This is a genomic window from Citrobacter sp. GW821-FHT02E08 (assembly GCF_059421685.1).
In genome coordinates this window covers 208,307-233,232 of sequence record NZ_JBWKVL010000005.1, presented here as the reverse complement: position 1 = coordinate 233,232, position 24,926 = coordinate 208,307, and the positions used below count along the sequence as shown (strand labels likewise).

22 protein-coding genes, 1 pseudogene and 1 other annotated feature are annotated in these 24,926 nt (G+C 53.3%); of the genes and pseudogenes, 17 read left to right on the top strand and 6 right to left on the bottom strand.

Translation table 11 applies throughout. From position 1 onward, the window contains the following. Window positions 1–8 precede the first annotated feature (8 nt). Both radA and nadR read left to right on the top strand, forming a co-directional pair. Window positions 9–1,391, top strand: a complete 1,383-nt coding sequence (gene radA, locus AC07UY_RS09490; protein ID WP_494659997.1) for a DNA repair protein RadA — start codon at window positions 9–11, stop codon at window positions 1,389–1,391. Window positions 1,392–1,514: 123 nt separating this feature from the next. Further along, entirely contained in the window at window positions 1,515–2,747 is a 1,233-nt protein-coding gene (gene nadR, locus AC07UY_RS09485) for a multifunctional transcriptional regulator/nicotinamide-nucleotide adenylyltransferase/ribosylnicotinamide kinase NadR (protein WP_494701063.1), read from the top strand. Between the two features lie 31 nt (window positions 2,748–2,778). On the opposite strand, the gene ettA is transcribed toward nadR, so the two are convergent. Beyond that, window positions 2,779–4,446 (bottom strand): energy-dependent translational throttle protein EttA, encoded by a 1,668-nt coding sequence (gene ettA / locus AC07UY_RS09480; RefSeq protein WP_203358996.1) that lies wholly within the window; start codon window positions 4,444–4,446, stop codon window positions 2,779–2,781. A gap of 212 nt (window positions 4,447–4,658) precedes the next feature. On the opposite strand from ettA, the gene sltY reads away from it, so the two are divergent. Both sltY and trpR read left to right on the top strand, forming a co-directional pair. Further along, window positions 4,659–6,596 carry a murein transglycosylase gene (sltY, locus tag AC07UY_RS09475; RefSeq protein ID WP_494701064.1) on the top strand — a complete coding sequence of 646 codons (1,938 nt, stop codon included), beginning with the start codon at window positions 4,659–4,661 and terminating at the stop codon, window positions 6,594–6,596. Window positions 6,597–6,685: 89 nt separating this feature from the next. Beyond that, window positions 6,686–7,012, top strand: coding sequence for a trp operon repressor (gene trpR / locus AC07UY_RS09470; RefSeq protein WP_192610991.1), 327 nt, complete (start codon window positions 6,686–6,688; stop codon window positions 7,010–7,012). 80 nt (window positions 7,013–7,092) lie between these two features. Here trpR and yjjX read toward each other — a convergent pair whose 3' ends face one another. Continuing rightward, window positions 7,093–7,608 carry an inosine/xanthosine triphosphatase gene (gene yjjX / locus AC07UY_RS09465; protein WP_494660000.1) on the bottom strand — a complete coding sequence of 172 codons (516 nt, stop codon included), beginning with the start codon at window positions 7,606–7,608 and terminating at the stop codon, window positions 7,093–7,095. 51 nt (window positions 7,609–7,659) lie between these two features. Between yjjX and gpmB the strand changes: the two genes are divergently transcribed. Further along, window positions 7,660–8,307 carry a 2,3-diphosphoglycerate-dependent phosphoglycerate mutase GpmB gene (gpmB, locus tag AC07UY_RS09460; RefSeq protein WP_203358994.1) on the top strand — a complete coding sequence of 216 codons (648 nt, stop codon included), beginning with the start codon at window positions 7,660–7,662 and terminating at the stop codon, window positions 8,305–8,307. Here gpmB and robA read toward each other — a convergent pair. Next, a complete protein-coding gene (robA, locus tag AC07UY_RS09455) occupies window positions 8,304–9,173 on the bottom strand; it encodes an MDR efflux pump AcrAB transcriptional activator RobA (protein WP_192610994.1) in 870 nt (289 codons plus the stop codon). The two genes, gpmB and robA, sit on opposite strands and share 4 nt — an antisense overlap. A 211-nt stretch (window positions 9,174–9,384) precedes the next feature. Here robA and creA point away from each other — a divergent pair, with 211 nt between their 5' ends. From creA to creD, 4 genes are read left to right on the top strand one after another with little or no spacing between them, the layout of a single operon-like run. After that, the gene (gene creA / locus AC07UY_RS09450) at window positions 9,385–9,858 is read left to right on the top strand and encodes a protein CreA (RefSeq protein WP_203358993.1); all 474 of its coding nucleotides are present in this window, start codon (window positions 9,385–9,387) and stop codon (window positions 9,856–9,858) included. Window positions 9,859–9,869: 11 nt separating this feature from the next. Continuing rightward, entirely contained in the window at window positions 9,870–10,559 is a 690-nt protein-coding gene (gene creB / locus AC07UY_RS09445) for a two-component system response regulator CreB (RefSeq protein WP_203358992.1), read from the top strand. Next, the gene (creC, locus tag AC07UY_RS09440; RefSeq protein ID WP_494701065.1) at window positions 10,559–11,983 is read left to right on the top strand and encodes a two-component system sensor histidine kinase CreC; all 1,425 of its coding nucleotides are present in this window, start codon (window positions 10,559–10,561) and stop codon (window positions 11,981–11,983) included. Before creB ends, creC begins: the two co-directional genes overlap by 1 nt. A 58-nt stretch (window positions 11,984–12,041) precedes the next feature. Continuing rightward, window positions 12,042–13,400: a cell envelope integrity protein CreD gene (gene creD / locus AC07UY_RS09435; protein WP_494660002.1), complete on the top strand. Its 1,359-nt coding sequence runs from the start codon at window positions 12,042–12,044 to the stop codon at window positions 13,398–13,400. A 61-nt stretch (window positions 13,401–13,461) separates the two neighbouring features. Here creD and arcA read toward each other — a convergent pair whose 3' ends face one another. Next, window positions 13,462–14,178 carry a two-component system response regulator ArcA gene (arcA, locus tag AC07UY_RS09430; protein WP_001194359.1) on the bottom strand — a complete coding sequence of 239 codons (717 nt, stop codon included), beginning with the start codon at window positions 14,176–14,178 and terminating at the stop codon, window positions 13,462–13,464. 95 nt (window positions 14,179–14,273) lie between these two features. Between arcA and yjjY the strand changes: the two are divergent. From yjjY to thrC, 6 genes and pseudogenes are all read left to right on the top strand, one after another. Beyond that, window positions 14,274–14,413: pseudogene (gene yjjY / locus AC07UY_RS09425) on the top strand (YjjY family protein). Between the two features lie 400 nt (window positions 14,414–14,813). After that, window positions 14,814–15,500 (top strand): tRNA/rRNA methyltransferase, encoded by a 687-nt coding sequence (locus tag AC07UY_RS09420; RefSeq protein WP_494660003.1) that lies wholly within the window; start codon window positions 14,814–14,816, stop codon window positions 15,498–15,500. Window positions 15,501–15,712: 212 nt separating this feature from the next. Then, window positions 15,713–15,778: a thr operon leader peptide gene (gene thrL, locus AC07UY_RS09415; protein ID WP_192614291.1), complete on the top strand. Its 66-nt coding sequence runs from the start codon at window positions 15,713–15,715 to the stop codon at window positions 15,776–15,778. Continuing rightward, window positions 15,714–15,834: a sequence feature (Thr leader region), on the top strand. It overlaps the preceding gene by 65 nt. 25 nt (window positions 15,835–15,859) lie before the next feature. Further along, entirely contained in the window at window positions 15,860–18,322 is a 2,463-nt protein-coding gene (gene thrA / locus AC07UY_RS09410) for a bifunctional aspartate kinase/homoserine dehydrogenase I (protein ID WP_494701066.1), read from the top strand. A gap of 1 nt (window position 18,323) precedes the next feature. Further along, window positions 18,324–19,253, top strand: coding sequence for a homoserine kinase (thrB, locus tag AC07UY_RS09405; protein WP_494660005.1), 930 nt, complete (start codon window positions 18,324–18,326; stop codon window positions 19,251–19,253). 3 nt (window positions 19,254–19,256) lie between these two features. Beyond that, window positions 19,257–20,543 carry a threonine synthase gene (gene thrC / locus AC07UY_RS09400; protein ID WP_192611002.1) on the top strand — a complete coding sequence of 429 codons (1,287 nt, stop codon included), beginning with the start codon at window positions 19,257–19,259 and terminating at the stop codon, window positions 20,541–20,543. Between the two features lie 104 nt (window positions 20,544–20,647). Here the strand turns inward: thrC and yaaA are convergent, their stop codons facing one another. Next, window positions 20,648–21,421, bottom strand: coding sequence for a peroxide stress protein YaaA (gene yaaA / locus AC07UY_RS09395; protein ID WP_203358986.1), 774 nt, complete (start codon window positions 21,419–21,421; stop codon window positions 20,648–20,650). Window positions 21,422–21,490: 69 nt separating this feature from the next. Continuing rightward, window positions 21,491–22,936: an alanine/glycine:cation symporter family protein gene (locus tag AC07UY_RS09390; RefSeq protein WP_494701067.1), complete on the bottom strand. Its 1,446-nt coding sequence runs from the start codon at window positions 22,934–22,936 to the stop codon at window positions 21,491–21,493. Between the two features lie 272 nt (window positions 22,937–23,208). Between AC07UY_RS09390 and tal the strand changes: the two genes are divergently transcribed. Further along, window positions 23,209–24,162 (top strand): transaldolase, encoded by a 954-nt coding sequence (tal, locus tag AC07UY_RS09385; RefSeq protein ID WP_192611005.1) that lies wholly within the window; start codon window positions 23,209–23,211, stop codon window positions 24,160–24,162. A gap of 111 nt (window positions 24,163–24,273) precedes the next feature. Continuing rightward, window positions 24,274–24,861, top strand: a complete 588-nt coding sequence (gene mog, locus AC07UY_RS09380) for a molybdopterin adenylyltransferase (protein ID WP_203358983.1) — start codon at window positions 24,274–24,276, stop codon at window positions 24,859–24,861. Window positions 24,862–24,926 lie beyond the last annotated feature (65 nt).

Below are 24,926 nucleotides of genomic sequence, written 5' to 3'. Positions count from 1 at the left end.
GGTAAACCGTGGCAAAAGCTCCAAAACGCGCCTTTGTTTGTAATGAATGCGGGGCCGATTATCCGCGCTGGCAGGGGCAATGTAGCGCTTGCAACGCCTGGAACACCATCACTGAGGTACGCCTTGCGGCATCACCGACGGTGGCGCGTAACGAGCGGCTCAGCGGCTATGCCGGTAATGCTGGCGTGGCAAAAGTGCAGAAGCTGGCGGATATCAGTCTTGAAGAACTGCCACGTTTTTCGACTGGTTTTAAAGAGTTTGACCGTGTGCTGGGCGGTGGTGTCGTGCCCGGCAGCGCCATTCTGATTGGGGGGAACCCCGGCGCGGGGAAATCTACGCTGCTGCTGCAAACGCTGTGCAAGCTGGCGGAACAGATGAAAACCCTGTACGTCACCGGGGAAGAGTCTTTGCAGCAGGTGGCGATGCGTGCCCATCGGCTCGGCCTGCCGACAGCGAATCTGAATATGCTGTCGGAGACCAGTATTGAACAGATCTGCCTGATTGCCGAAGAAGAACAACCAAAACTGATGGTCATCGACTCCATTCAGGTGATGCACATGGCGGATATTCAGTCTTCGCCGGGCAGCGTTGCGCAGGTTCGTGAAACGGCGGCTTATCTGACACGGTTTGCCAAAACACGCGGTGTCGCTATCGTGATGGTCGGCCACGTGACGAAAGACGGTTCACTGGCAGGGCCAAAGGTACTGGAACACTGTATCGACTGTTCCGTGTTGCTCGATGGCGATGCCGACTCCCGTTTTCGGACGTTGCGCAGCCATAAGAACCGTTTTGGCGCCGTCAACGAACTGGGCGTTTTTGCGATGACCGAGCAGGGGCTGCGGGAAGTCAGTAACCCTTCCGCGATTTTCTTAAGCCGCGGTGATGAAGTGACCTCTGGCAGTTCGGTGATGGTGGTCTGGGAAGGCACGCGTCCTCTGCTGGTGGAGATTCAGGCGCTGGTCGATCACTCAATGATGGCAAACCCGCGTCGCGTAGCCGTTGGACTGGAACAGAATCGCCTGGCCATTTTGCTGGCGGTCCTGCATCGTCATGGCGGTCTGCAGATGGCCGACCAGGATGTATTCGTTAACGTGGTGGGCGGTGTCAAAGTGACGGAAACCAGCGCGGACCTGGCGTTGCTGCTGGCGATGGTGTCCAGCCTGCGCGACAGGCCATTGCCACAGGATCTGGTGGTGTTTGGCGAAGTCGGTCTGGCGGGGGAAATTCGCCCCGTGCCGAGCGGCCAGGAACGTATTTCCGAGGCGGCGAAACACGGTTTCCGCCGCGCCATCGTCCCGGCGGCCAATGTCCCGAAAAAAGTGCCGGAAGGGATGCAACTCTTCGGTGTCAAAAAACTCTCAGATGCGTTAAGCGTGTTTGACGACTTATAATTGCCTATATGTACTCACCTCCCGGGCCTGAAAAGCGTAGCGCCATCAGGGATGGGGTGGTGAAAGTGCCGGATGGTGACGATGCCTTATCCGGCCTACGATTTTTTTCAGCAGGAGGCACCTTTGTCAGCATTCGACTACTTAAAAACCGCCATTAAGCAAAAAGGCTGCACATTGCAGCAGGTGGCCGATTCCAGCGGAATGACCAAGGGGTATTTAAGTCAGTTGCTGAATGCCAAGATTAAAAGTCCCAGCGCGCAAAAGCTGGAGGCATTGCATCGTTTTCTGGGGCTGGAATTCCCCCGTATGCAGAAAAATATCGGTGTGGTGTTTGGTAAATTTTACCCCTTGCACACCGGGCATATCTATTTGATTCAGCGCGCCTGTAGCCAGGTGGACGAACTGCATATCATCATGGGCTATGACGACGCGCGTGACCGCGCCTTGTTCGAAGATAGCGCGATGTCCCAGCAGCCGACGGTTTCCGATCGTCTGCGTTGGTTATTGCAGACCTTTAAGTATCAAAAGAACATCCGTATCCATGCTTTTGATGAGGAGGGCATGGAACCGTATCCGCATGGCTGGGATGTCTGGAGCAACGGCATTAAGACGTTCATGGAAGAAAAAGGTATTCAGCCAAACTGGATATACACTTCCGAAGAGAACGACGCCCCGCGGTTTCTTGAGCATCTGGGTATTGAAACCGTACTGGTGGATCCGAAACGCACCTTTATGAGCATCAGCGGGGCGCAAATTCGTGAAAACCCGTTCCGCTACTGGGAATACATTCCCACCGAAGTGAAACCGTTTTTTGTGCGCACCGTGGCGGTACTGGGGGGAGAGTCGAGTGGTAAATCGACGCTGGTGAATAAACTTGCCAACATCTTCAATACCACCAGTGCATGGGAGTATGGGCGTGATTACGTCTTTTCTCACCTCGGCGGCGATGAGATGGCGTTGCAATATTCCGATTATGACAAAATCGCCCTTGGTCACGCGCAATATATTGATTTTGCAGTAAAATACGCCAACAAGGTGGCGTTTGTCGACACTGACTTTGTCACGACCCAGGCGTTCTGCAAAAAATATGAGGGACGCGAACATCCTTTCGTACAAGCCTTGATTGATGAATACCGTTTCGATTTGGTGATCCTGCTGGAAAACAACACGCCGTGGGTGGCTGACGGTTTGCGTAGCCTGGGGAGTTCGGTCGATCGCAAAGAGTTTCAGACGCTACTGGTTTCGATGCTTGAGAAAAACAATATTGAGTTTGTGCACGTCGAAGAAGCGGACTATGACTCGCGGTTCCTGCGCTGTGTGGAACTGGTCAAAGAGTTGATGGGCGAGCGGGGATAAAAAAATGGCCCTCCGCAGAGGGCCATTCAGATTACTTCGCGATACGCTTGTACTTGATACGCTTCGGCTCCAGCGCGTCTGCGCCCAGCGTGCGTTTCTTATACTCTTCGTATTCGGTGAAGTTACCTTCGAAGAATTCGATCTTACCTTCATCCTGATAATCCAGAATGTGGGTAGCGATACGGTCGAGGAACCAACGGTCGTGCGAGATAACCATGGCGCAACCCGGGAATTCCAGTAAGGCGTTTTCCAGTGCGCGCAGGGTTTCGATATCCAGGTCGTTGGTCGGTTCATCGAGCAGCAGCATGTTGCCGCCAACCTGCAGCAGCTTCGCCAGGTGCAGACGACCGCGCTCACCGCCGGAGAGTTCGCCGACGCGTTTGCCCTGATCAACACCTTTAAAGTTAAAGCGGCCAACGTAGGCGCGGCTTGGCATCTCGGTGTTGCCGATCTTCATGATATCCAGCCCGCCGGAAACTTCTTCCCATACGGTTTTGCTGTTATCCATCGCATCACGGAACTGGTCAACAGAGGCCAGCTTCACGGTTTCGCCCAGCGTGATAGTGCCGCTATCTGGCTGCTCCTGACCGGACATCATACGGAACAGCGTGGATTTACCCGCGCCGTTCGGACCGATGATGCCGACAATCGCCCCTTTCGGTACGGAGAAACTCAGATCGTCGATCAGTACGCGATCGCCGTAAGACTTACGCAGGTTACTGACTTCAACGACCTTATCGCCCAGACGCGGTCCAGGTGGAATAAACAGTTCGTTGGTTTCGTTACGTTTCTGGTATTCGGCGCTGTTCAGCTCTTCAAAGCGTGCCAGACGAGCTTTGCCTTTGGACTGGCGGCCTTTCGCGCCCTGACGCACCCACTCCAGCTCTTTCTCAATGGATTTACGGCGAGCCGCTTCCTGAGAGGCTTCTTGCGCCAGACGCTGGTCTTTCTGCTCCAGCCAGGAAGAGTAGTTGCCTTCCCACGGTATACCTTCGCCGCGGTCAAGTTCGAGGATCCAACCGGCAACGTTATCAAGGAAATAACGGTCGTGGGTGATCGCCACGACAGTGCCTTCGAAGTCGTGCAGGAAGCGTTCCAGCCAGGCCACGGATTCGGCATCCAGGTGGTTGGTCGGTTCATCGAGCAGCAGCATGTCTGGTTTTTCGAGCAGCAGACGGCAGAGCGCCACACGGCGACGTTCACCACCGGAAAGAGTAGCCACTTTCGCATCCCAGTCTGGCAGACGCAGTGCGTCAGCAGCACGTTCCAGCTGTACGTTCAGGTTGTGGCCATCATGCGCCTGGATAATTTCTTCAAATTTACCCTGCTGCGCAGCCAGCTTGTCAAAATCAGCGTCCGGTTCAGCGTACTTCGCGTACACCTCATCCAGACCTTTCAGTGCGTTAACCACTTCGGCAACCGCTTCTTCGATAGACTCGCGAACGGTGTGTTCCGGGTTCAGCTTCGGTTCCTGCGGCAGATAGCCAATTTTAGTGCCAGGCTGTGGGCGCGCTTCGCCTTCGATATCGGTATCGATGCCAGCCATAATGCGCAACAGGGTCGACTTACCGGCACCGTTCAGGCCCAGTACGCCGATCTTAGCGCCAGGGAAGAAGCTCAGAGAAATGTTTTTCAGAATGTGACGTTTCGGCGGAACCACTTTGCCGACACGATGCATGGTATAAACGAATTGAGCCACGTTGGACTTCGCCTCTATGTTTATCGTGATGAATAAGAGTTTTCAAAGGCGAAGTGTAGCTGTTTTCACTGTCCAATCCCAGCTAGCAGATCTCACTCGCAGTAAAAGTAAAAAAGTGTCCTCAACGTGGCGCAAATGCTAATGACTGGTTAGCATAAATTTATTACGTGGCATGAAGCCGCATTGACGCACATTGATTAGAGGAAGAGCTTGTGGACAAAGCCAAACAATTTACCTGGCGTCTTCTGGCGACCAGCGTATGCCTGCTGACGGTGAGTAGCGTGGCAAGGGCTGATTCACTGGACGAACAGCGTAACCGCTATGCGCAAATTAAACAGGCCTGGGATAACCGACAGATGGATGTCGTTGATCAGATGATACCAGGACTGAAGAATTACCCGCTGTACCCCTACCTTGAATACCGTCAGATCACTGACGATTTGATGAATCAACCAGCCGTGACGGTCACCAACTTTGTTCGCGCGAATCCGACGCTGCCTCCGGCCCGCACGTTGCAATCACGTTTTGTGAATGAGCTGGCACGACGTGAAGACTGGCGAGGGCTTCTGGCATTCAGCCCGGAGAAACCCGGCACCACAGAAGCACAATGCAATTATTACTACGCAAAATGGAATACCGGACAACCCGAAGAGGCATGGACCGGCGCAAAAGAACTCTGGTTGACGGGGAAAAGCCAGCCGAATGCCTGTGACAAATTATTTAGCGTATGGCGGGCTTCCGGCACGCAGGATCCGTTGGCCTATTTAGAGCGTATCCGGCTGGCGATGAAGGCGGGCAACACGGGGCTGGTGACGGTGCTGGCCGGACAGATGCCCGCAGAATACCAGACGATTGCCTCTGCCATTATCTCTCTGGCGAATGATCCCAACAGCGTGATGACATTTGCACGCACCACCGATGCGACCGATTTTACCCGTCAAATGGCGGCGGTCGCCTTTGCCAGCGTGGCGCGTCAGGATGTTGAGAATGCCCGACTGATGATCCCTTCTCTGGTGCAGGCGCAACAGCTGAATGAGGATCAAACTCAGGAGTTGCGTGACATCGTCGCGTGGCGACTGATGGGCAATGATGTCACCGATGAACAGGCGAAATGGCGTGATGACGCCATTATGCGATCGCAGTCGACGACGTTAGTCGAGCGTCGTGTCCGTATGGCGTTAGGAAATGGCGATCGCCGGGGGCTGAACACCTGGCTGGCGCGTCTGCCCATGGAAGCCAAGGAAAAAGACGAGTGGCGTTACTGGCAGGCCGACCTGTTGCTGGAGCGGGGCCGCGATGCGGAGGCGAAAGAGATCCTGCATGCGCTGATGCAGCAACGTGGTTTCTACCCAATGGTGGCAGCACAGCGTTTAGATGAAGAGTACGTCCTGAAAATCGATAAAGCGCCTGATAATGTTGATTCGGCGCTGACGCAGGGGCCAGAAATGGCGCGGGTCAGGGAACTGATGTACTGGAATATGGACAACACCGCGCGTAGCGAATGGGCGAATCTGGTGAGCAGCAAAACCAAATCCGAACAGGCACAGCTGGCACGTTATGCATTCAACAACCACTGGTGGGATCTCAGCGTGCAGGCGACGATCGCCGGTAAGTTGTGGGATCATCTGGAAGAGCGTTTCCCGCTGGCCTATAAAGATCTCTTCACACGCTATACCAGCAGCAAAGATGTTCCGCAGAGCTACGCGATGGCCATTGCGCGTCAGGAAAGCGCGTGGAATCCGAAGGTGAAATCCCCGGTGGGGGCCAGCGGTTTGATGCAAATCATGCCGGGCACGGCAACGCATACGGTGAAAATGTTCTCCATTCCGGGGTACAGCAGTCCGAACCAACTGTTAGACCCGGAAACCAATATCAATATTGGCACCAGCTACTTACAGTATGTGTACCAGCAGTTTGGCAATAACCGCATCTTCTCCTCTGCGGCTTATAACGCCGGGCCGGGTCGCGTACGTACCTGGCTTGGTAATAGCGCCGGGCGCATTGATGCCGTTGCGTTTGTGGAAAGCATTCCCTTTTCTGAAACGCGTGGCTATGTGAAGAATGTCCTCGCTTATGATGCTTACTATCGCTACTTCATGGGCGGTAAGCCGACGTTGATGAGTGACACAGAATGGCAGCGCCGTTACTGATCGCTTCGGTTGTGTTATGCTATCGTACTCGTTAAAGAGTACAATCAGGGGAAGCGAGTTCGTTTCCCCCAGCAATATGGCGATATTTTATGACCCAGCAATCTCCCTATTCAGCTGCGATGGCAGAGCAACGTCACCAGGAATGGTTACGTTTTGTTGAGCTGTTAAAACGCGCCTATGAGCAAGATCTACATCTTCCACTACTGAGTTTGATGATGACGCCGGACGAGCGTGAAGCGCTGGGAACGCGCGTGCGTATCGTTGAAGAGCTGTTGCGCGGCGAGATGAGCCAGCGTGAGCTGAAAAACGAACTGGGGGCGGGGATCGCGACGATCACGCGCGGTTCGAACAGCCTTAAGTCTGCGCCGGTTGAACTGCGCCAGTGGCTGGAGCAGGTACTGCTGAAAAACGGCTGACGGTTGATTGCCGGATGGCGGCCTGTGGCGAATTATGGCCATTTTGTAGGCCTTAACGCTGTGCGCCACCAGGCAAAATGCTATTGATACACCGCATTATGGAACGGACTTAACGCCAGAATCACCGCCTGATGATAGACGCTGGCGCGCGTTAACGTCCCGGCGGTAAACACGCCAATCGCCCCCTCTTTACGCCCAATCTCATCAATGCCGGTATAGTGAGACATCACCGGACCGAGCGCGTCTCCTGCCTGAACTTTCTCCAGAATGACAGTAGGTAACGGCAGAGTGGCTGAGCGTGATTCCCCGCGCTGTTCTCGGTTTTCGATAACGACCCAACTGAATGTACTGCCCTCATCAATACCCGCTTCAATGGCGACCCAAAAGTCAGCTTGCGGGCGTAGGGCGCGCGCGTTTTCTACGCGATTTCGTGCGCCAGCACGCGTTTCCGGACTTCCAAAGGGCTGTTCTGGTACCCCGCTCTCGACGGAGACGGATTCAATATGGCAGGATCCTTCACCGAAGATCTCGTTAAATGCCTGCAGAATTGCCTGAATTTTGGCGGGATTGGTGGTTGCTGAGACAACATGGTGCATAATCAGATTTACTCAGAAAAGAATGTCATCGCAGTATAACGGATAAAAAGCATGTTACAGGTATACCTTGTTCGCCACGGTGAGACGCAGTGGAACGCCGAGCGACGTATTCAAGGCCAGTCTGACAGCCCGCTGACCGCTAAAGGTGAGCAACAAGCCGTGCAGGTGGGCGTGCGCGCCAAAGAGCTTGGCATCACTCATATCGTGAGCAGTGATTTAGGTCGCACGCGTCGCACGGCAGAGATAATCGCCCAGGCGTGTGGTTGTGATATCACCTTCGATTCTCGTCTGCGTGAGCTGAATATGGGGGTGCTGGAAAAACGGCACATCGATTCACTCAATGAAGAAGAAGAGAACTGGCGCCGCCAGCTGGTTGATGGCACGGTCGATGGCCGTATTCCGGATGGCGAATCAATGCAGGAATTGAGTGAGCGCGTAAACGCGGCACTGATGTCTTGCCTGGAACTCCCGCAAGGCAGCCGACCTCTGCTGGTCAGTCACGGTATTGCGCTGGGCTGTCTGGTGAGTACGATTCTGGGGCTGCCAGCCTGGGCGGAACGTCGGTTACGTCTGCGTAACTGTTCTATTTCCCGCGTCGATTATCAGGAAAGTTTGTGGCTGGCGTCTGGCTGGGTTGTTGAAACCGCAGGGGACATCTCACATCTGGACGCCCCTGCGTTGGATGAGTTGCAGCGTTAACGACGAATCGGAATCAGGAATTCGCAGCGCAGGTTAATAGGGCGATCGCCGGCTTTGGCATCATCTGCCGGGAAGTATCGCTCTATATCCTGCCCTTTACGGCGGGTCAGATTCAGCGTTGGCATGCATGTACCGTAGACCGTCAGGATAAAGTCCTGAACGCCGGTGCCCAACCCTTCATAAGTGAACATCACGTATTCACCACCTTGCAGCAGGACAGGGTGTCCGGCCTGCACATAACCGTCGGCTTGCTCTCGCGGTAAGGCGGTGGTGTAAAACACTTCCTGCTCGTCATCTTTCTCAAGGCTTGGGCGCGACTCGTTAAGCCCGTACAGCACCGGAGGGATCGTCGGGGCATGGCTCAGGAAATCTCGCCAGAATTGAACGCGCATCTCGTGGCGGAAATCGGAAATTTGTTCCAGCGAACAGGAATAGCTCTGTGTAATGCCGAGCAGACTGGTGTCTTCCAGCGTGACAAACTGATGTTCAGGCAGGGTAAATTCGCCCAAACGCAGAGGAGGGCGGATCCCGAAGGAACTCCACTCTGGAGAGCGGCGATATAACGCTGGCGTTTGGGAGAACTGCTTCTTAAAAGCGCGTGTAAAAGTTTGTTGAGAATCGAAGCGGTATTGCAGAGCAATGTCCAGAATAGGACGCGCCGTCAGGCGCAACGCCACAGCGGATTTCGATAATCGACGGGCGCGAATATAAGCGCCGATAGCATGGCCCGTCACGTCCTTGAACATTCTCTGCAGATGCCACTTGGAATAACCCGCTTTTGCCGCCACATTGTCAAGCGACAGGGGCTGATCCAGATGACCTTCCAGCCAGATTAATAGGTCGCGAATAATGCCAGCCTGATCCATAAAATATCCTCATCCTTTCAACAACGAGTACCTGACATCAGGTATTCGGATAATAGCATTTTTTGCTGTTTTAGCATTCAGTGTTTTTTTTGCGCATAAATGCTTTTTTTGGTCAGTCGAAAGCGTGATTATTGTAATCCTGTGATCTGTAAACATTTTATCTTAGAATGTTTAATAATTGCACAGCGAAACATTTAAAAATGGTAACAATATGAAATATAAGAGCTTAGTAATATCCTCAATTCTGCTCATGCTGACACATGTTGCCCATGCAGAGCAGATTGGTTCGGTCGATACCGTCTTCAAAGTACTGGGACCGGATCACAAAATTGTCGTGGAAGCGTTTGATGATCCCGATGTCAAAAACGTCACCTGCTACGTGAGCCGTGCAAAAACCGGGGGCATTAAAGGGGGACTGGGACTCGCTGAAGACACCTCTGATGCCGCGATTTCGTGTCAGCAGGTTGGACCGGTTGAACTGAGCGAAAGAATTAAGAACGGTAAGGCGGAAGGTGAAGTCGTCTTTAAGAAGCGGACTTCGCTGGTGTTTAAGTCATTACAGGTCGTCCGTTTCTATGATGCGAAACGCAACACGCTGGCCTATCTGGCATACTCTGACAAGGTTGTCGACGGGTCGCCTAAAAATGCCATTAGCGCGGTACCCATTATGCCGTGGCGGGAATAACAAGGAAGTCTATGCAACAGGAACGGGTATGGTTGGTTGAAGATGAGCAAGGTATTGCCGATACGCTTATCTACATGCTGCAACAGGAAGGATTTACCGTCGAGGCGTTTGAACGCGGGTTCCCCGTACTGGAACAAGCGCGCTCCAGACTGCCCGATGTCGTCATTCTGGATGTAGGGTTACCCGATATTAGTGGTTTTGAGTTGTGTAGAAAATTGCTGGAACGCCACCCGGCATTACCGATCCTCTTTTTGACCGCACGTAGCGACGAAGTGGATCGGCTTCTCGGGCTGGAGATTGGCGCGGATGACTATGTCGCGAAACCGTTTTCTCCACGGGAAGTGTGCGCCAGAGTGCGCACACTGCTCAGGCGCGTGAAGAAGTTTTCGACCCCTTCACCTGTTCTGCGTATTGGGCAATTTGAGCTGAATGAACCTGCGGCGCAAATTGCCTGGTACGGTATGCCGCTCAACCTTACACGCTATGAATTTCTGCTACTGAAAACGCTGCTGGTGTCGCCAGGGCGCGTTTACTCTCGTCAGCAACTGATGGATCTGGTCTGGGCCGATGCGCAGGATACCTTTGACAGGACAGTCGATACGCATATCAAAACGTTGCGGGCGAAGCTTAGGGCAATCAATCCGGAAGTCTCTCCCATTAACACTCATCGCGGTATGGGATACAGCCTGAGGAGCGCCTGATGCGCATTGGGATGCGATTGCTGCTCGGTTACTTTCTGATTGTGGCCGTCGCCGCCTGGTTTGTGCTGTCGATCTTTGTACAGGAGATAAAGCCCGGTGTGCGCAGGGCAACGGAAGGGACGCTGATCGATACGGCGACGCTGCTGGCGGCGCTGGCGCGGGATGATATGCTCTCTGGCGATCCTGCACATGGCCGACTGGCGCAGGCGTTTAACCATCTACAGAACCGTCCTTTTCGCGCCAATATCAGCGGTATTAACAAAGTGCGCAATGAATACCATGTCTACATGACTGATACCCAGGGCAAGGTACTGTTTGATTCCGCAAACAAAGCGGTGGGCGAAGACTACTCCCGCTGGAATGATGTGTGGCTCACGCTTCGCGGGCAGTATGGTGCGCGCAGCACGCTGCAAAATCCGGATGACCCGGAAAGCACCGTGATGTATGTCGCCGCGCCGATTACCGAAGGTAACACTATCATCGGCGTACTCAGCGTGGGTAAACCCAATGCGGCGATGGCTCCGGTCATTAAGCGTAGTGAGCGCCGAATATTGTGGGCGAGCGCCATATTGTTGGGCATCGCATTAGTGATTGGCGTTGGGATGGTCTGGTGGATCAACCGCTCCATAGCCAGACTGGCGCGCTATGCCGATTCGGTAACCGAGAATCAACCCGTCGCCTTACCTGAACTGGGCAGCAGCGAGCTGCGTAAACTGGCGCAGGCGCTGGAAAGTATGCGTCTGAAGCTGGAAGGTAAAAACTACATTGAGCAGTATGTGTATGCCTTAACCCATGAATTGAAAAGCCCGCTGGCGGCGATTCGCGGCGCAGCGGAGATCTTGCGCGAAGGGCCGCCTCCCGATGTGGTCGCGCGGTTTACCGGGAATATACTGACGCAAAACGCCCGCATGCAGGCGTTGGTCGAAACCCTGCTGCGGCAGGCGCGACTTGAAAATCGGCAGGATATCGCGTTGACGCCGGTGGCTGTTGACCCGCTATTGGCTCAGGTGGGCGAGGCTCGCAGCATCCAGCTGGCGGCAAAAAATATCTCGCTGCATATCAGCCCTTCGCCATTTGTGGTTTTAGCCGATCTGGCGCTGCTGGAGCAGGCGCTGGGGAATCTGCTTGATAACGCGATCGATTTTACCCCTTTGCAGGGGGAGATTTTCCTGAAAGCGGAAGCCGATGCGGAATATGTCACACTCCTGATTTGCGATACCGGCAGCGGAATTCCCGATTTTGCGCTGCCGCGTATTTTTGAACGTTTCTACTCGTTGCCGCGTGAGAATGGGCACAAGAGCAGCGGTCTGGGACTGGCGTTCGTGAGCGAAGTGGCCCGTTTGCTCAAAGGAGAGGTCGCATTGAAGAACCGCCCGGAAGGCGGCGTTCAGGCATCGCTGACACTTCACCGTCACTTCACATAACTTCAAATTCTCCCCACATAGCCTCTCTACTCTGCTGTCATTGCAAAGGAGAAAGGCTATGTTTAAATCCCCCCTGTTCTGGAAAATGGTCACGCTAAGTGGCGCGATATTACTGCTGTTGATTCCGTTGATGATGGTCAGACAGGTAATCGTGGAGCGAGCGGATTACCGTAGCACCGTCGAGGATGCGATTCGTCAAAGCACCAGTGGATCGCAAAAAATGGTTGGCCCGCTGATCGCCGTTCCCGTGACAGAGCTGTATACCGTTCTGGAAAATGAGAAAGAGGTTCAGCATAAGCGCAGCTACATTCATTTCTGGCTGCCAGAATCCCTGATGGTGGAGGGAAATCAGAACGTCGAGTCCCGCAACATCGGTATTTATGACGCTCAGGTCTGGCACAGCGATTTGTCAGTGAAGGCGGAGTTTGATGCCACTCGCCTGAGTGAATTAGAAAGACCGAATATCACCCTCGGGAAACCGTTTATCGTGGTGGGCGTAGGCGATGCCCGGGGGATAGGTGTGGTTAATGCGCCGCAGGTGAATGGGACCGCACTGACCGTTGAACCCGGCACCGGACTTGCCGGAGGGGTACAAGGTCTCCATATTCCACTGCCGGATGCGCAATGGGTAAAGACCAATCTGAGTCTGGCGTTTTCGCTGAATCTGAGTGGAACCGGGAGTTTCTCCGTGGTGCCGGTGGGGCGAAATAGCGAAATGACGCTGGTCAGCAACTGGCCCCATCCCAGATTCCTGGGCGATTTCTTACCGACCAGCCGTGAGCTGAGCGAGTCGGGTTTTCACGCAAAATGGCAGAGTAGCTGGTTTGCCAATAATCTTGGAGAGCAGTTTCCCGAGGCCGGAGAGACCGAAAAAATGGGCTGGTACAGCCTACCGTCGTTCAGAGTCGCCGTCACCACGCCCGCCGATCAGTATCAATTAACCGACAGGGCGACAAAGTATGCCATTTTGCTGATTGCGCTGACGTTCATGGCCTTTTTTGTCTTTGAGACCCTGACGGCGCAACGCCTTCATCCCATCCAATACCTGCTGGTTGGGATGTCACTGGTCATGTTTTACCTGTTATTACTGGCACTGTCTGAACACATTGGTTTTACGGCGGCATGGGGCGCTGCAAGTCTGGTGGGCGCATTGATGAACGGTGTTTATTTACAGGCGGTGCTAAAAGGGTGGCGTAACAGCGTGGTGTTTACCCTGGCGTTATTGGCGCTGGATGGGGTGATGTGGGTACTGTTGAACTCTGCTGACAGCGCGTTGTTGCTGGGAACCGGCGTACTCCTGTTGGCGTTGAGCGGGGTGATGTTCCTGACGCGTCATTTTGACTGGTATTCGCTTTCCCGCCCAAAGGCGAAAGAATTGAAACCCGCGAGCGATGATGAACTGCGTATCTGGAAGTAGCGAAGGTGAAAAATGGAAAACGGCGCCAGGAGCGCCGTTTTTAATACCGGAGGGGTCAGGATTAATCCTGCAGGTCGCCGCAGAAACGGTAGCCTTCGCCGTGGATGGTGGCGATAATTTCCGGCGTATCCGGCGTTGATTCGAAATGTTTACGAATACGACGAATGGTCACGTCAACAGTACGGTCATGCGGCTTCAGCTCGCGACCGGTCATTTTCTTCAGCAGTTCTGCGCGAGACTGGATCTTACCCGGGTTCTCACAGAAGTGAAGCATGGCACGGAATTCGCTGCGGGGCAGTTTATACTGCTCGCCATCTGGACCAATCAAAGAACGGCTGTTGATATCGAGTTCCCAACCATTGAACTTGTAGCTTTCAACGCTACGGCGTTCTTCGCTGACAGTCCCCAGGTTCATGGTACGAGACAGCAGGTTGCGCGCACGGATAGTCAGTTCACGTGGGTTAAACGGTTTGGTGATGTAGTCATCCGCACCGATTTCGAGGCCGAGGATTTTATCGACTTCGTTATCGCGGCCCGTCAGGAACATCAACGCAACGTTAGCCTGTTCACGCAGTTCACGCGCTAACAGAAGACCGTTTTTCCCTGGCAAATTGATATCCATAATCACCAGGTTGATGTCATATTCAGAGAGGATCTGATGCATTTCCGCGCCATCTGTCGCTTCGAATACATCATAGCCTTCCGCTTCGAAAATACTTTTTAACGTGTTGCGTGTTACCAACTCGTCTTCAACGATAAGAATGTGCGGGGTCTGCATGTTTGCTACCTAAATTGCCAACTAAATCGAAACAGGAAGTACAAAAGTCCCTGACCTGCCTGATGCATGTCGCAAATTAACATGATCGGCGTAACATGACTAAAGTACGTAATTGCGTTCTTGATGCACTTTCCATCAACGTCAACAACATCATTAGCTTGGTCTGGGTACTTTCCCTCTGGACCCGACAGTGTCAAAAACGGCTGTCATCCTAACCATTTTAACAGCAACATAACAGGCTAAGTGATACCGGACACCCAATAAAACTACGCTTCGTTGACATATATCAAGTTCAATTGTAGCACGTTAACAGTTTGATGAAATCATCGTATCTAAATGCTAGCTTTCATCACAAAATTGCAGCAATCCAACTAGTTGCGCGACCTAACTAATAAATGTAATGAATCCAATGGATGCGATTCAGTTTAAATTAAATTATCCTAAATAAACAGAAGGATATGCAACTTTTATTAACATAATAATCGTTTGTAAACACAGGAAACAGTTTAGCGTCTTTTACTGAATGTGAAATGCTGATTCAGTGATTTTCGTTAAAAATTTGTAAATTCGCGCCGCGTAATATGATGATATGCATCACATTATTCCCCGCGGGCCAGTCAAAAAGAGTCTCATAAATGCGTTTAACAATCATCCTGGTCGCCCCGGCCAGAGCGGAAAACATTGGCGCTGCGGCACGCGCTATGAAGACGATGGGTTTTACCGATTTGCGTATCGTCGACAGTCAGGCCCACCTTGAACCCGCCACGCGTTGGGTCGCGCATGGTTCAGGTGATATTATTGATAATATTAGTGTTTTCAATACCCTGGCGGAGGCTCTGCACGACGTTGAATTTACCGTCGCGACGACAGCCCGTAGCCGCGCGAAATTTCATTACTATGCAACGCCAGCAGAACTGTTGCCCTTGTTGCAGGAAAAGTCCGGCTGGATGCGTCACGCCGCATTGGTGTTTGGACGCGAAGATTCAGGGCTAACAAATGAAGAATTGGCGTTGGCGGATGTGCTGACGGGGGTTCCGATGGTCGCTGATTACCCTTCGCTCAATTTAGGCCAGGCGGTGATGGTCTACTGCTATCAATTAGCAGGTTTAATGCAACAATCCATAAAAGAGACTGAAACATCTGATGAGTTTCAGTTGCAGGCATTACGCGCACGGATTGTAAGGTTACTGGGTTCTCTGGATGTGGCTGACGACATCAAACTGGCAGATTGGTTACAGCAACGCATTGGCCTGTTAGGGCAGCGGGACACCGCAATGTTGCACCGTTTGCTGCATGATATTGAGAAAAATATAGAAAAATAAAATCTCAACTAAGTATGGTTGTGTGGTTTTTTGTTCTGGTTTCAAGTGGGGTTTTCACTCTGTATTGGTTGAAAGTAAAGACGCAAGCAGCAGCTCGTGAACAAGTTTCGGAGTGTGATCAAATTAAAAATTTATTGACTTAAGTCATCAGATACTTTAACCAATATAGGCAACAGCACAGACAGATAATAATTACAGAGAACACAACATCCATGAAACGCATCAGCACCACCATGATTACAACCATCACCATTACCACAGGTAACGGTGCGGGCTGACGCGTACAGGAAACACAGAAAAAAGCCCGCACCTAAACAGTGCGGGCTTTTTTTTCGACCAAAGGTAACGAGGTAACAACAATGCGAGTGTTGAAGTTCGGTGGTACATCAGTGGCAAATGCAGAACGCTTTCTGCGGGTTGCCGATATTCTGGAAAGCAATGCCAGGCAGGGGCAGGTCGCAACCGTGCTTTCTGCCCCTGCGAAAATTACTAACCATCTGGTGGCGATGATTGAAAAAACCATCGGTGGTCAGGATGCTTTACCCAATATCAGCGATGCCGAACGCATCTTTTCCGAACTTCTGACGGGACTCGCTGCCGCGCAGCCGGACTTTCCGTTGGCGCAATTAAAAGCCTTTGTCGAACAAGAATTTGCGCAGATCAAACATGTGCTGCACGGCATCAGCCTGCTGGGTCAGTGCCCGGACAGCATCAATGCCGCGCTTATCTGCCGTGGTGAAAAAATGTCGATCGCCATTATGGCGGGCTTGCTGGAAGCACGCGGCCACGGCGTAACGGTCATCGACCCGGTTGAGAAATTACTGGCGGTTGGGCATTACCTCGAGTCCACCGTCGATATCGCTGAATCCACGCGTCGTATTGCTGCCGGGCGTATCCCAGCAGACCATATGGTGCTGATGGCTGGTTTTACCGCCGGGAATGATAAAGGCGAACTGGTCGTGCTGGGGCGTAACGGCTCTGACTATTCGGCTGCTGTCCTGGCAGCTTGTTTACGCGCGGATTGTTGTGAGATCTGGACTGACGTTGATGGCGTGTACACCTGCGATCCTCGCCAGGTGCCGGATGCCAGATTACTGAAATCGATGTCTTATCAGGAAGCGATGGAGCTTTCCTACTTCGGCGCCAAAGTTCTCCATCCTCGCACGATTACCCCTATTGCTCAGTTCCAGATCCCATGCCTGATTAAAAATACCGGAAACCCGCAAGCGCCCGGTACCCTGATTGGCGCCAGTTGCGATGATGACAATCTGCCGGTGAAAGGGATCTCGAATCTTAACAACATGGCAATGTTCAGTGTTTCCGGTCCCGGTATGAAAGGGATGGTGGGAATGGCGGCGCGTGTGTTTGCCGCCATGTCACGCGCCGGTATTTCGGTGGTCCTGATCACGCAGTCCTCTTCAGAGTACAGCATCAGTTTCTGTGTGCCGCAGGGCGACAGCGCACGTGCCCAGCGCGCGATGCAGGATGAGTTCTATCTGGAGCTGAAAGAAGGTTTGCTGGAGCCGCTGGCGGTGACTGACTACCTGGCCATCATCTCTGTGGTGGGCGATGGTATGCGAACGCTGCGTGGCATTTCAGCAAAATTCTTCGCGGCGCTGGCCCGCGCCAACATCAATATTGTTGCTATTGCGCAAGGCTCGTCCGAGCGTTCTATTTCTGTCGTGGTCAACAATGACGATGCAACAACCGGTGTCCGCGTCACACACCAGATGCTGTTCAATACCGATCAGGTCATTGAAGTGTTTGTCATCGGTGTGGGGGGCGTCGGTGGCGCATTGCTGGAGCAACTCAAGCGCCAGCAGACCTGGCTGAAGAATAAACATATCGATCTGCGCGTGTGCGGTGTGGCGAACTCAAAGGCGCTGCTGACCAATGTGCATGGCTTGAATCTGGAAAACTGGCAGGCGGAACTGACCGAAGCTAAAGAGCCATTCAACTTAGGCCGTTTAATTCGTCTGGTGAAGGAATATCACCTGCTCAACCCTGTGATTGTGGACTGCACCTCCAGCCAGGCCGTTGCGGATCAATACGCAGACTTCCTGCGCGAAGGTTTCCACGTGGTGACGCCAAACAAGAAGGCGAACACCTCGTCGATGGATTACTACCATCAGCTGCGTTTCGCAGCGGAAAAATCACGGCGCAAATTTTTATATGACACGAACGTCGGCGCGGGCCTGCCGGTGATTGAAAACCTGCAAAACCTGCTCAACGCGGGGGACGAGCTGCAAAAATTCTCCGGTATTCTCTCCGGCTCGCTCTCATTTATCTTCGGTAAACTGGATGAAGGGATGAGCCTCTCGCAGGCCACCACACAGGCTCGCGAGATGGGGTACACCGAACCCGATCCGCGCGACGATCTCTCCGGGATGGATGTCGCACGCAAGTTGCTGATCCTCGCCCGTGAAACGGGTCGGGCGCTGGAGCTTTCCGATATCGTGATCGAACCGGTGTTACCGGAAGGGTTTGATGACTCTGGCGATGTGGCGGCGTTTATGACGAATCTGCCGCAGCTTGATGACGTGTTTGCGGCACGCGTGGCGAAAGCCCGTGATGAGGGCAAAGTGTTGCGCTATGTGGGCAACATTGAAGAGGACGGCGTTTGCCGCGTGAAGATTGCCGAGGTCGATGGCAACGATCCGCTGTTCAAAGTGAAAAACGGCGAAAACGCGCTGGCGTTCTACAGCCACTATTATCAACCGCTGCCGCTGGTGTTGCGCGGTTACGGTGCGGGCAACGACGTCACGGCGGCGGGGGTCTTTGCCGATCTGCTGCGTACCCTCTCATGGAAGTTAGGAGTCTAAGATGGTGAAAGTTTATGCTCCGGCTTCCAGCGCCAATATGAGCGTCGGGTTTGATGTCCTGGGGGCGGCAGTGACGCCCATTGATGGTTCGCTGCTGGGTGATGTGGTCACCGTTGAGGCGTCGGACAGCTTTCGTCTAATTAATCGGGGGCATTTTGCTGACAAGCTGCCGCCAGAGCCGCGAGAAAATATTGTCTACCAGTGTTGGGAGCGTTTTTGCCAGGAGCTTGGCAAGCAAATCCCGGTGGCGATGACGCTGGAAAAGAACATGCCGATAGGTTCCGGGTTAGGTTCCAGCGCCTGTTCCGTTGTTGCTGCGCTGGTGGCGATGAACGAACACTGCGGTAAACCGCTGAACGATACGCGACTGCTGGCCATTATGGGGGAGCTGGAAGGACGTATCTCCGGCAGCATTCATTACGATAATGTCGCGCCGTGTTTTCTGGGCGGCATGCAGTTGATGATTGAAGAAAACGGCATCATCAGCCAACAGGTGCCAGGCTTTGATGAGTGGCTATGGGTACTTGCCTATCCGGGGATCAAAGTGTCCACGGCGGAAGCCCGCGCGATCTTACCCGCGCAGTACCGTCGTCAGGATTGCATCGCCCACGGGCGACACCTGGCTGGGTTTATTCATGCCTGCTATTCCCGTCAGCCGCAGCTTGCTGCAAAGCTGATGAAAGATGTGATTGCTGAGCCTTATCGCGCGCGTCTGCTGCCTGGTTTTAGCCAGGCGCGTCAGGCGGTGGCGGAGATAGGCGCGCTGACCAGCGGTATTTCCGGGTCCGGACCGACGCTGTTCGCGCTGTGCGATAAACCGGATACCGCTCAACGCGTAGCGGATTGGCTGACTAAACATTACCTGCAAAATCAGGAAGGCTTTGTTCATATTTGCCGTCTGGATACGGCGGGCGCACGAGTACTGGGATAATCAATGAAACTCTACAATTTAAAAGATCACAATGAGCAGGTCAGCTTTGCACAGGCCGTCACGCAGGGACTAGGCAAAAATCAGGGATTATTCTTTCCACACGAACTCCCGGAATTTAGCCTGACCGAGATCGATGAGATGCTGAACCAGGACTTCGTTGTCCGCAGCGCTAAGATCCTCTCTGCATTCATTGGGGATGAGATCCCGCAGGAGATCCTTGAAGAGCGTGTACGCTCCGCATTTGCGTTCCCGGCGCCGGTGGCGCAGGTAGAAAGCGATGTCGGCTGTCTGGAGTTGTTTCATGGACCCACTCTGGCATTTAAAGATTTCGGCGGGCGTTTTATGGCGCAGATGCTGACGCATATCAGCGGCGATAAACCGGTCACCATCCTGACGGCGACCTCCGGAGATACCGGTGCGGCAGTGGCTCATGCTTTCTATGGCCTGAAAAATGTGCGTGTCGTTATCCTCTACCCTCGCGGTAAGATAAGTCCATTACAGGAAAAACTGTTTTGTACGCTTGGCGGCAATATTGAAACCGTGGCAATCGACGGGGATTTTGATGCCTGCCAGGCCCTGGTGAAGCAGGCGTTTGATGATGAAGCGCTGAAGCAGGCGCTGGGACTGAATTCGGCCAACTCCATTAACATTAGCCGTCTGTTAGCGCAGATTTGTTACTACTTCGAAGCGGTTGCACAGTTGCCGCAAGAGGCACGTAATCAGCTGGTGGTTTCCGTTCCTAGCGGCAACTTCGGCGATCTGACCGCGGGCCTGCTGGCGAAATCGCTCGGTCTGCCGGTGAAGCGTTTTATCGCCGCGACCAACGTGAATGACACCGTACCGCGCTTCCTGCATGACGGGCAGTGGGCACCTAAGACAACGCAGGCGACCCTGTCGAATGCCATGGACGTCAGTCAGCCAAATAACTGGCCGCGTGTGGAGGAGTTGTTCCGCCGTAAGATCTGGCGTCTGAATGAACTGGGTTACGCGGCGGTGGACGACGCGACGACGCAAGAGACGATGCGTGAGTTAAAAGCAGTGGGTTACACCTCAGAACCGCATGCGGCAGTTGCCTACCGTGCGTTGCGCGATCAATTGCATCCTGGCGAGTATGGCCTGTTCCTGGGAACCGCGCATCCGGCAAAATTTAAAGAGAGCGTGGAAGCTATTCTCGGCGAAACGCTGGATTTGCCAAAAGAGTTGGCGGATCGCGCCGATCTGCCGCTGCTTTCTCATCATCTGCCCGCCGATTTCGCGGCGCTACGTCAGTTGATGATGACGCGCAGCTAGTTGCTGTGCCGGATGGCGACGCTGACGCGTCTTATCCGGCCTGCGGAACAGCCGTTATGTTTTGTAGGCCGGATAAGGCGTAGCCGCCATCCGGCACGCTTCAATTACTGCTCGTGGCGTTTAAACACCAGTTCACCCTGTCCTGACGCTTCTTCATCAAAGAAATAGCCTTCGCTGTTAAAGCCGGTGAGCTGCTCCGGCGTCGTCAGGCGATTTTCAATAATGTAGCGACTCATCAGACCGCGCGCTTTTTTGGCGTAGAAGCTGATGACCTTAAACTTGCCGTTTTTCTCATCAAGGAAAACCGGTTTGATAAGCTCGGCGTTCAGTTTCTTCGGCTTCACGGATTTAAAGTATTCGTCTGACGCCAGGTTGATGACAACCTGATCTCCCTGTGCTTTCAGGGCTTCATTGAGCTTTTCAGTGATCGTATCGCCCCAGAATTGGTAGAGATCTTTCCCTTTCGCGTTTTCAAGGCGAATCCCCATCTCCAGACGATAAGGTTGCATTAAATCCAGCGGGCGTAAGACGCCATACAAACCAGACAGCATGCGTAAATGTTGTTGGGCGAAGTCAAAATCCGCATCGCTGAAGGTTTCCGCGCGCAGTCCGGTGTAGACATCGCCCTTGAACGCAAGAATAGCCTGACGTGCATTCTCGGGGGAAAAGTTGGGTTGCCAGTCGTGAAAGCGGGTGGCATTGAGGTCGGCCAGCTTGTCGCTTACTCCCATCAGTTTACCAATCTGCGGTGCAGAGAGTTTACGCGCCTCGTGGATAAGCTGCTGGGAGTGATCCAGCAGCTCGGGCAGGGTATGACGCGTAGTCGCCAGCGGGCTCTGATAATCGAGCGTTTTTGCAGGTGAAATGAGAATCAGCATATCCAGTCCTTGCGGGAAATTTACTGCGACTTTAGCAAAAAAAACGACAGAATTGATCGATGGCTGCGATTACCTTATGTCATCCCGCTCACGAGGCGCGTCTTCCCAGCTCCCCGGCGCCAGCTGTTGGCCGATATCAGGATAACGAAGCGGATCAAAGACGGGTCGTACGCCGAGTTTACGCTGACGCAGGTAATCTCCCGCCAGGGTATACACCACCGGAGAGAGTAACAGTATTGCTGTCAGGTTGGTGATCGCCATGCAGGCCATAATAATGTCGGCCAGTTGCCAGACAACCGGTAGGCTCAGCAGCGTTCCCAGAACAACCATACAGACGGTGGTTATACGCAATATCCAGACATTTCGGCCGTTGTCCAACTGAAGAAAAATCAGGTTGTTTTCGGCGTAAATATAGTTGGCGACGATCGAGCTGAAGGCAAACAGCACCACAATCAACGCGACGAATCCTGCTCCCCATTCTCCGGTCAATGAGGTCATCGCCCGCTGAACAAGCTGAATACCTTCGGTCGGCATATAGGCGGTGCCGTGGTCGGCCAGTAAAATGATCATGGCGCTGGCGGTACATATAATCACCGTGTCGGTAAACACACCGATCATTTGCACAATGCCCTGCGCGGCAGGATGGGGAGGCCATGATGCCGCCGCCGCTGCGGCGTTAGGCGTGGACCCCATACCGGCTTCATTCGAGAACATGCCCCGCTGAAATCCACTGGTGATGGCCTGACTGAGCGTATAGCCAGCGACGCCTGCCGTCGCTTCCTGCCAGCCGAAGGCACTTTTCACGATGGCGATAATGATGCCGGGGAGTTGGTCGATATGCCAGACACAGATCGCCACACTGGCGGTCAGCCACAGCAAGGCCATCACGGGGACAAACCACTGCATGATCCGTGCGACACCTTTGATCCCGCGAACGATCACCAGCAATGCCAGAGACGCCAGCGCCAGACCAGAATAGAGGGGAGGTATGTCAAAAGCAAAATTCAGAGCCCGCGCGACAGAGTTTGCCTGGACACTGTTAAAAATAATACCGTAAGCAATGAGTAAGAAGACGGCAAAGATAACGCCCATCCAACGCATGCCGAGCCCTCGCGCCATATACCAGGCCGGACCGCCGCGAAACTGGCCTTTGCTGTCGCGTTCTTTATAGAGTTGGGCGAGCGAGCACTCAGCAAAGGATGTTGCCATACCTATCAGCGCTGACATCCACATCCAGAATACCGCACCGGGGCCGCCTGCGGTGATCGCGACGGCGACGCCCGCTAAATTGCCGCTGCCAACACGGGCGGCAAGGCTGGTGCAAAGTGCCTGAAATGACGTTAAGCCGCCGGGTTGTGGGGTAAGGCTATTTTTCAGACTTTTGCCAAACTGGCGAATATAGCGAAATTGAACGAACCCGGTACGGTAAGTGAACCAACACCCTGCGCCAAAGAGCAGGTAGATCATTACCGATCCCCAAAGTACGTCATTAATAAATGATAAAAAATCAGGCATTAACATCCCTCTTGTTGATGCCGGTACGCTTCTGTTTTCCTGTGTAAGCGTTACCAATTCATATGCAGTATATACCCTGCAAGATGATTCATAACAGAATCGTATGATACACAAGCGCGTGGTCAGTAATGCCGTGCAGGGTCAATGTCGCGTTAAAAACCGCATCGGGCGGATAACCGCATTGTCTTCGGTTGCGATGTCAGTACGTCGTGTTATCATCAGGGCAGACCGGTTACATCCCCCTAACAAGCTGTTTAAAGAGAAACACTATCATGACGGACAAATTGACCTCCCTTCGTCAGTTCACTACCGTGGTGGCTGACACCGGAGACATCGCGGCAATGAAGCTGTACCAGCCGCAGGATGCCACAACTAACCCTTCTCTCATTCTGAATGCAGCGCAGATCCCGGAATACCGTAAACTGATTGACGACGCTGTTGCCTGGGCTAAACAGCAGAGTAACGATCGCGCACAGCAAGTGGTTGATGCCACTGACAAGCTGGCGGTGAACATTGGTCTGGAGATCCTGAAACTGGTCCCTGGCCGTATCTCTACCGAAGTTGACGCGCGCCTGTCTTACGACACCGAAGCGTCTATCGCGAAAGCGAAACGTCTGATCAAACTCTACAACGATGCGGGTATCAGCAACGATCGTATTCTGATCAAACTGGCTTCCACCTGGCAGGGCATTCGTGCTGCGGAGCAGCTGGAAAAAGAAGGCATCAACTGTAACCTGACGCTGCTGTTCTCCTTCGCGCAGGCGCGTGCATGTGCAGAAGCAGGCGTGTACCTGATTTCTCCGTTCGTAGGTCGTATTCTTGACTGGTATAAAACCAATACCGACAAGAAAGAGTATGCGCCGGCTGAAGATCCGGGCGTGGTTTCCGTGACGGAAATCTACGAGTACTACAAACAGCACGGCTACGAAACAGTAGTGATGGGCGCAAGCTTCCGCAACATGGGTGAGATTCTGGAGCTGGCGGGTTGCGATCGTCTGACTATCGCGCCTGCATTGTTGAAAGAACTGGCTGAAAGCGAAGGCGCTGTTGAGCGTAAACTGTCCTTCTCTGGCGAAGTGAAAGCACGTCCGGAACGCATCACTGAGTCTGAATTCCTGTGGCAGCACAACCAGGATCCGATGGCTGTAGACAAACTGGCGGACGGTATCCGTAAGTTTGCTGTAGACCAGGGTAAACTGGAAAAAATGATCGGCGACCTGCTGTAATCATTTTTAGCGTGGCCCTGATACGGGTCACGCTAACCCCTCTGAAACCTGTCTGTCTGTCCCTTCGCAGTGTATCATTCTGTTTAACGAGACTGTTTAAACGGAATAATCATGAACACCTTACGTATTGGCTTAGTTTCCATCTCAGACCGCGCCTCCAGCGGTGTTTATCAGGACAAAGGTATCCCGGCTCTGGAAGAGTGGCTAGCCGCCGCCCTGACGACGCCTTTTGAAGTAGAAACCCGACTGATACCAGATGAACAGGCGATTATTGAGCAAACGCTGTGTGAACTGGTCGATGAGATGAGTTGTCACCTGGTGCTGACGACCGGCGGAACCGGGCCTGCGCGCCGCGATGTGACGCCGGATGCGACGCTGGCCGTCGCTGACCGGGAAATGCCCGGCTTTGGCGAACAGATGCGCCAGATCAGCCTGCACTTTGTGCCAACAGCAATTCTCTCTCGCCAGGTGGGCGTCATTCGCAAACAGGCGCTGATCCTCAATTTGCCGGGACAACCTAAATCCATCAAAGAAACGTTGGAAGGGGTGAAAGATGCGGACGGCAAAGCGCTGGTGGCGGGGATTTTTGCCAGTGTACCGTATTGTATACAGCTGCTGGATGGCCCGTATGTGGAAACCGCACCCGACGTGGTAGCATCATTTCGCCCGAAAAGCGCCATCCGCGATACAAACGCCTGAAGTTAACCGTTTCGTGACATAAGCGGTGAAGTGAGTGGAGTATTGAATTGTTTACGATATAGTAA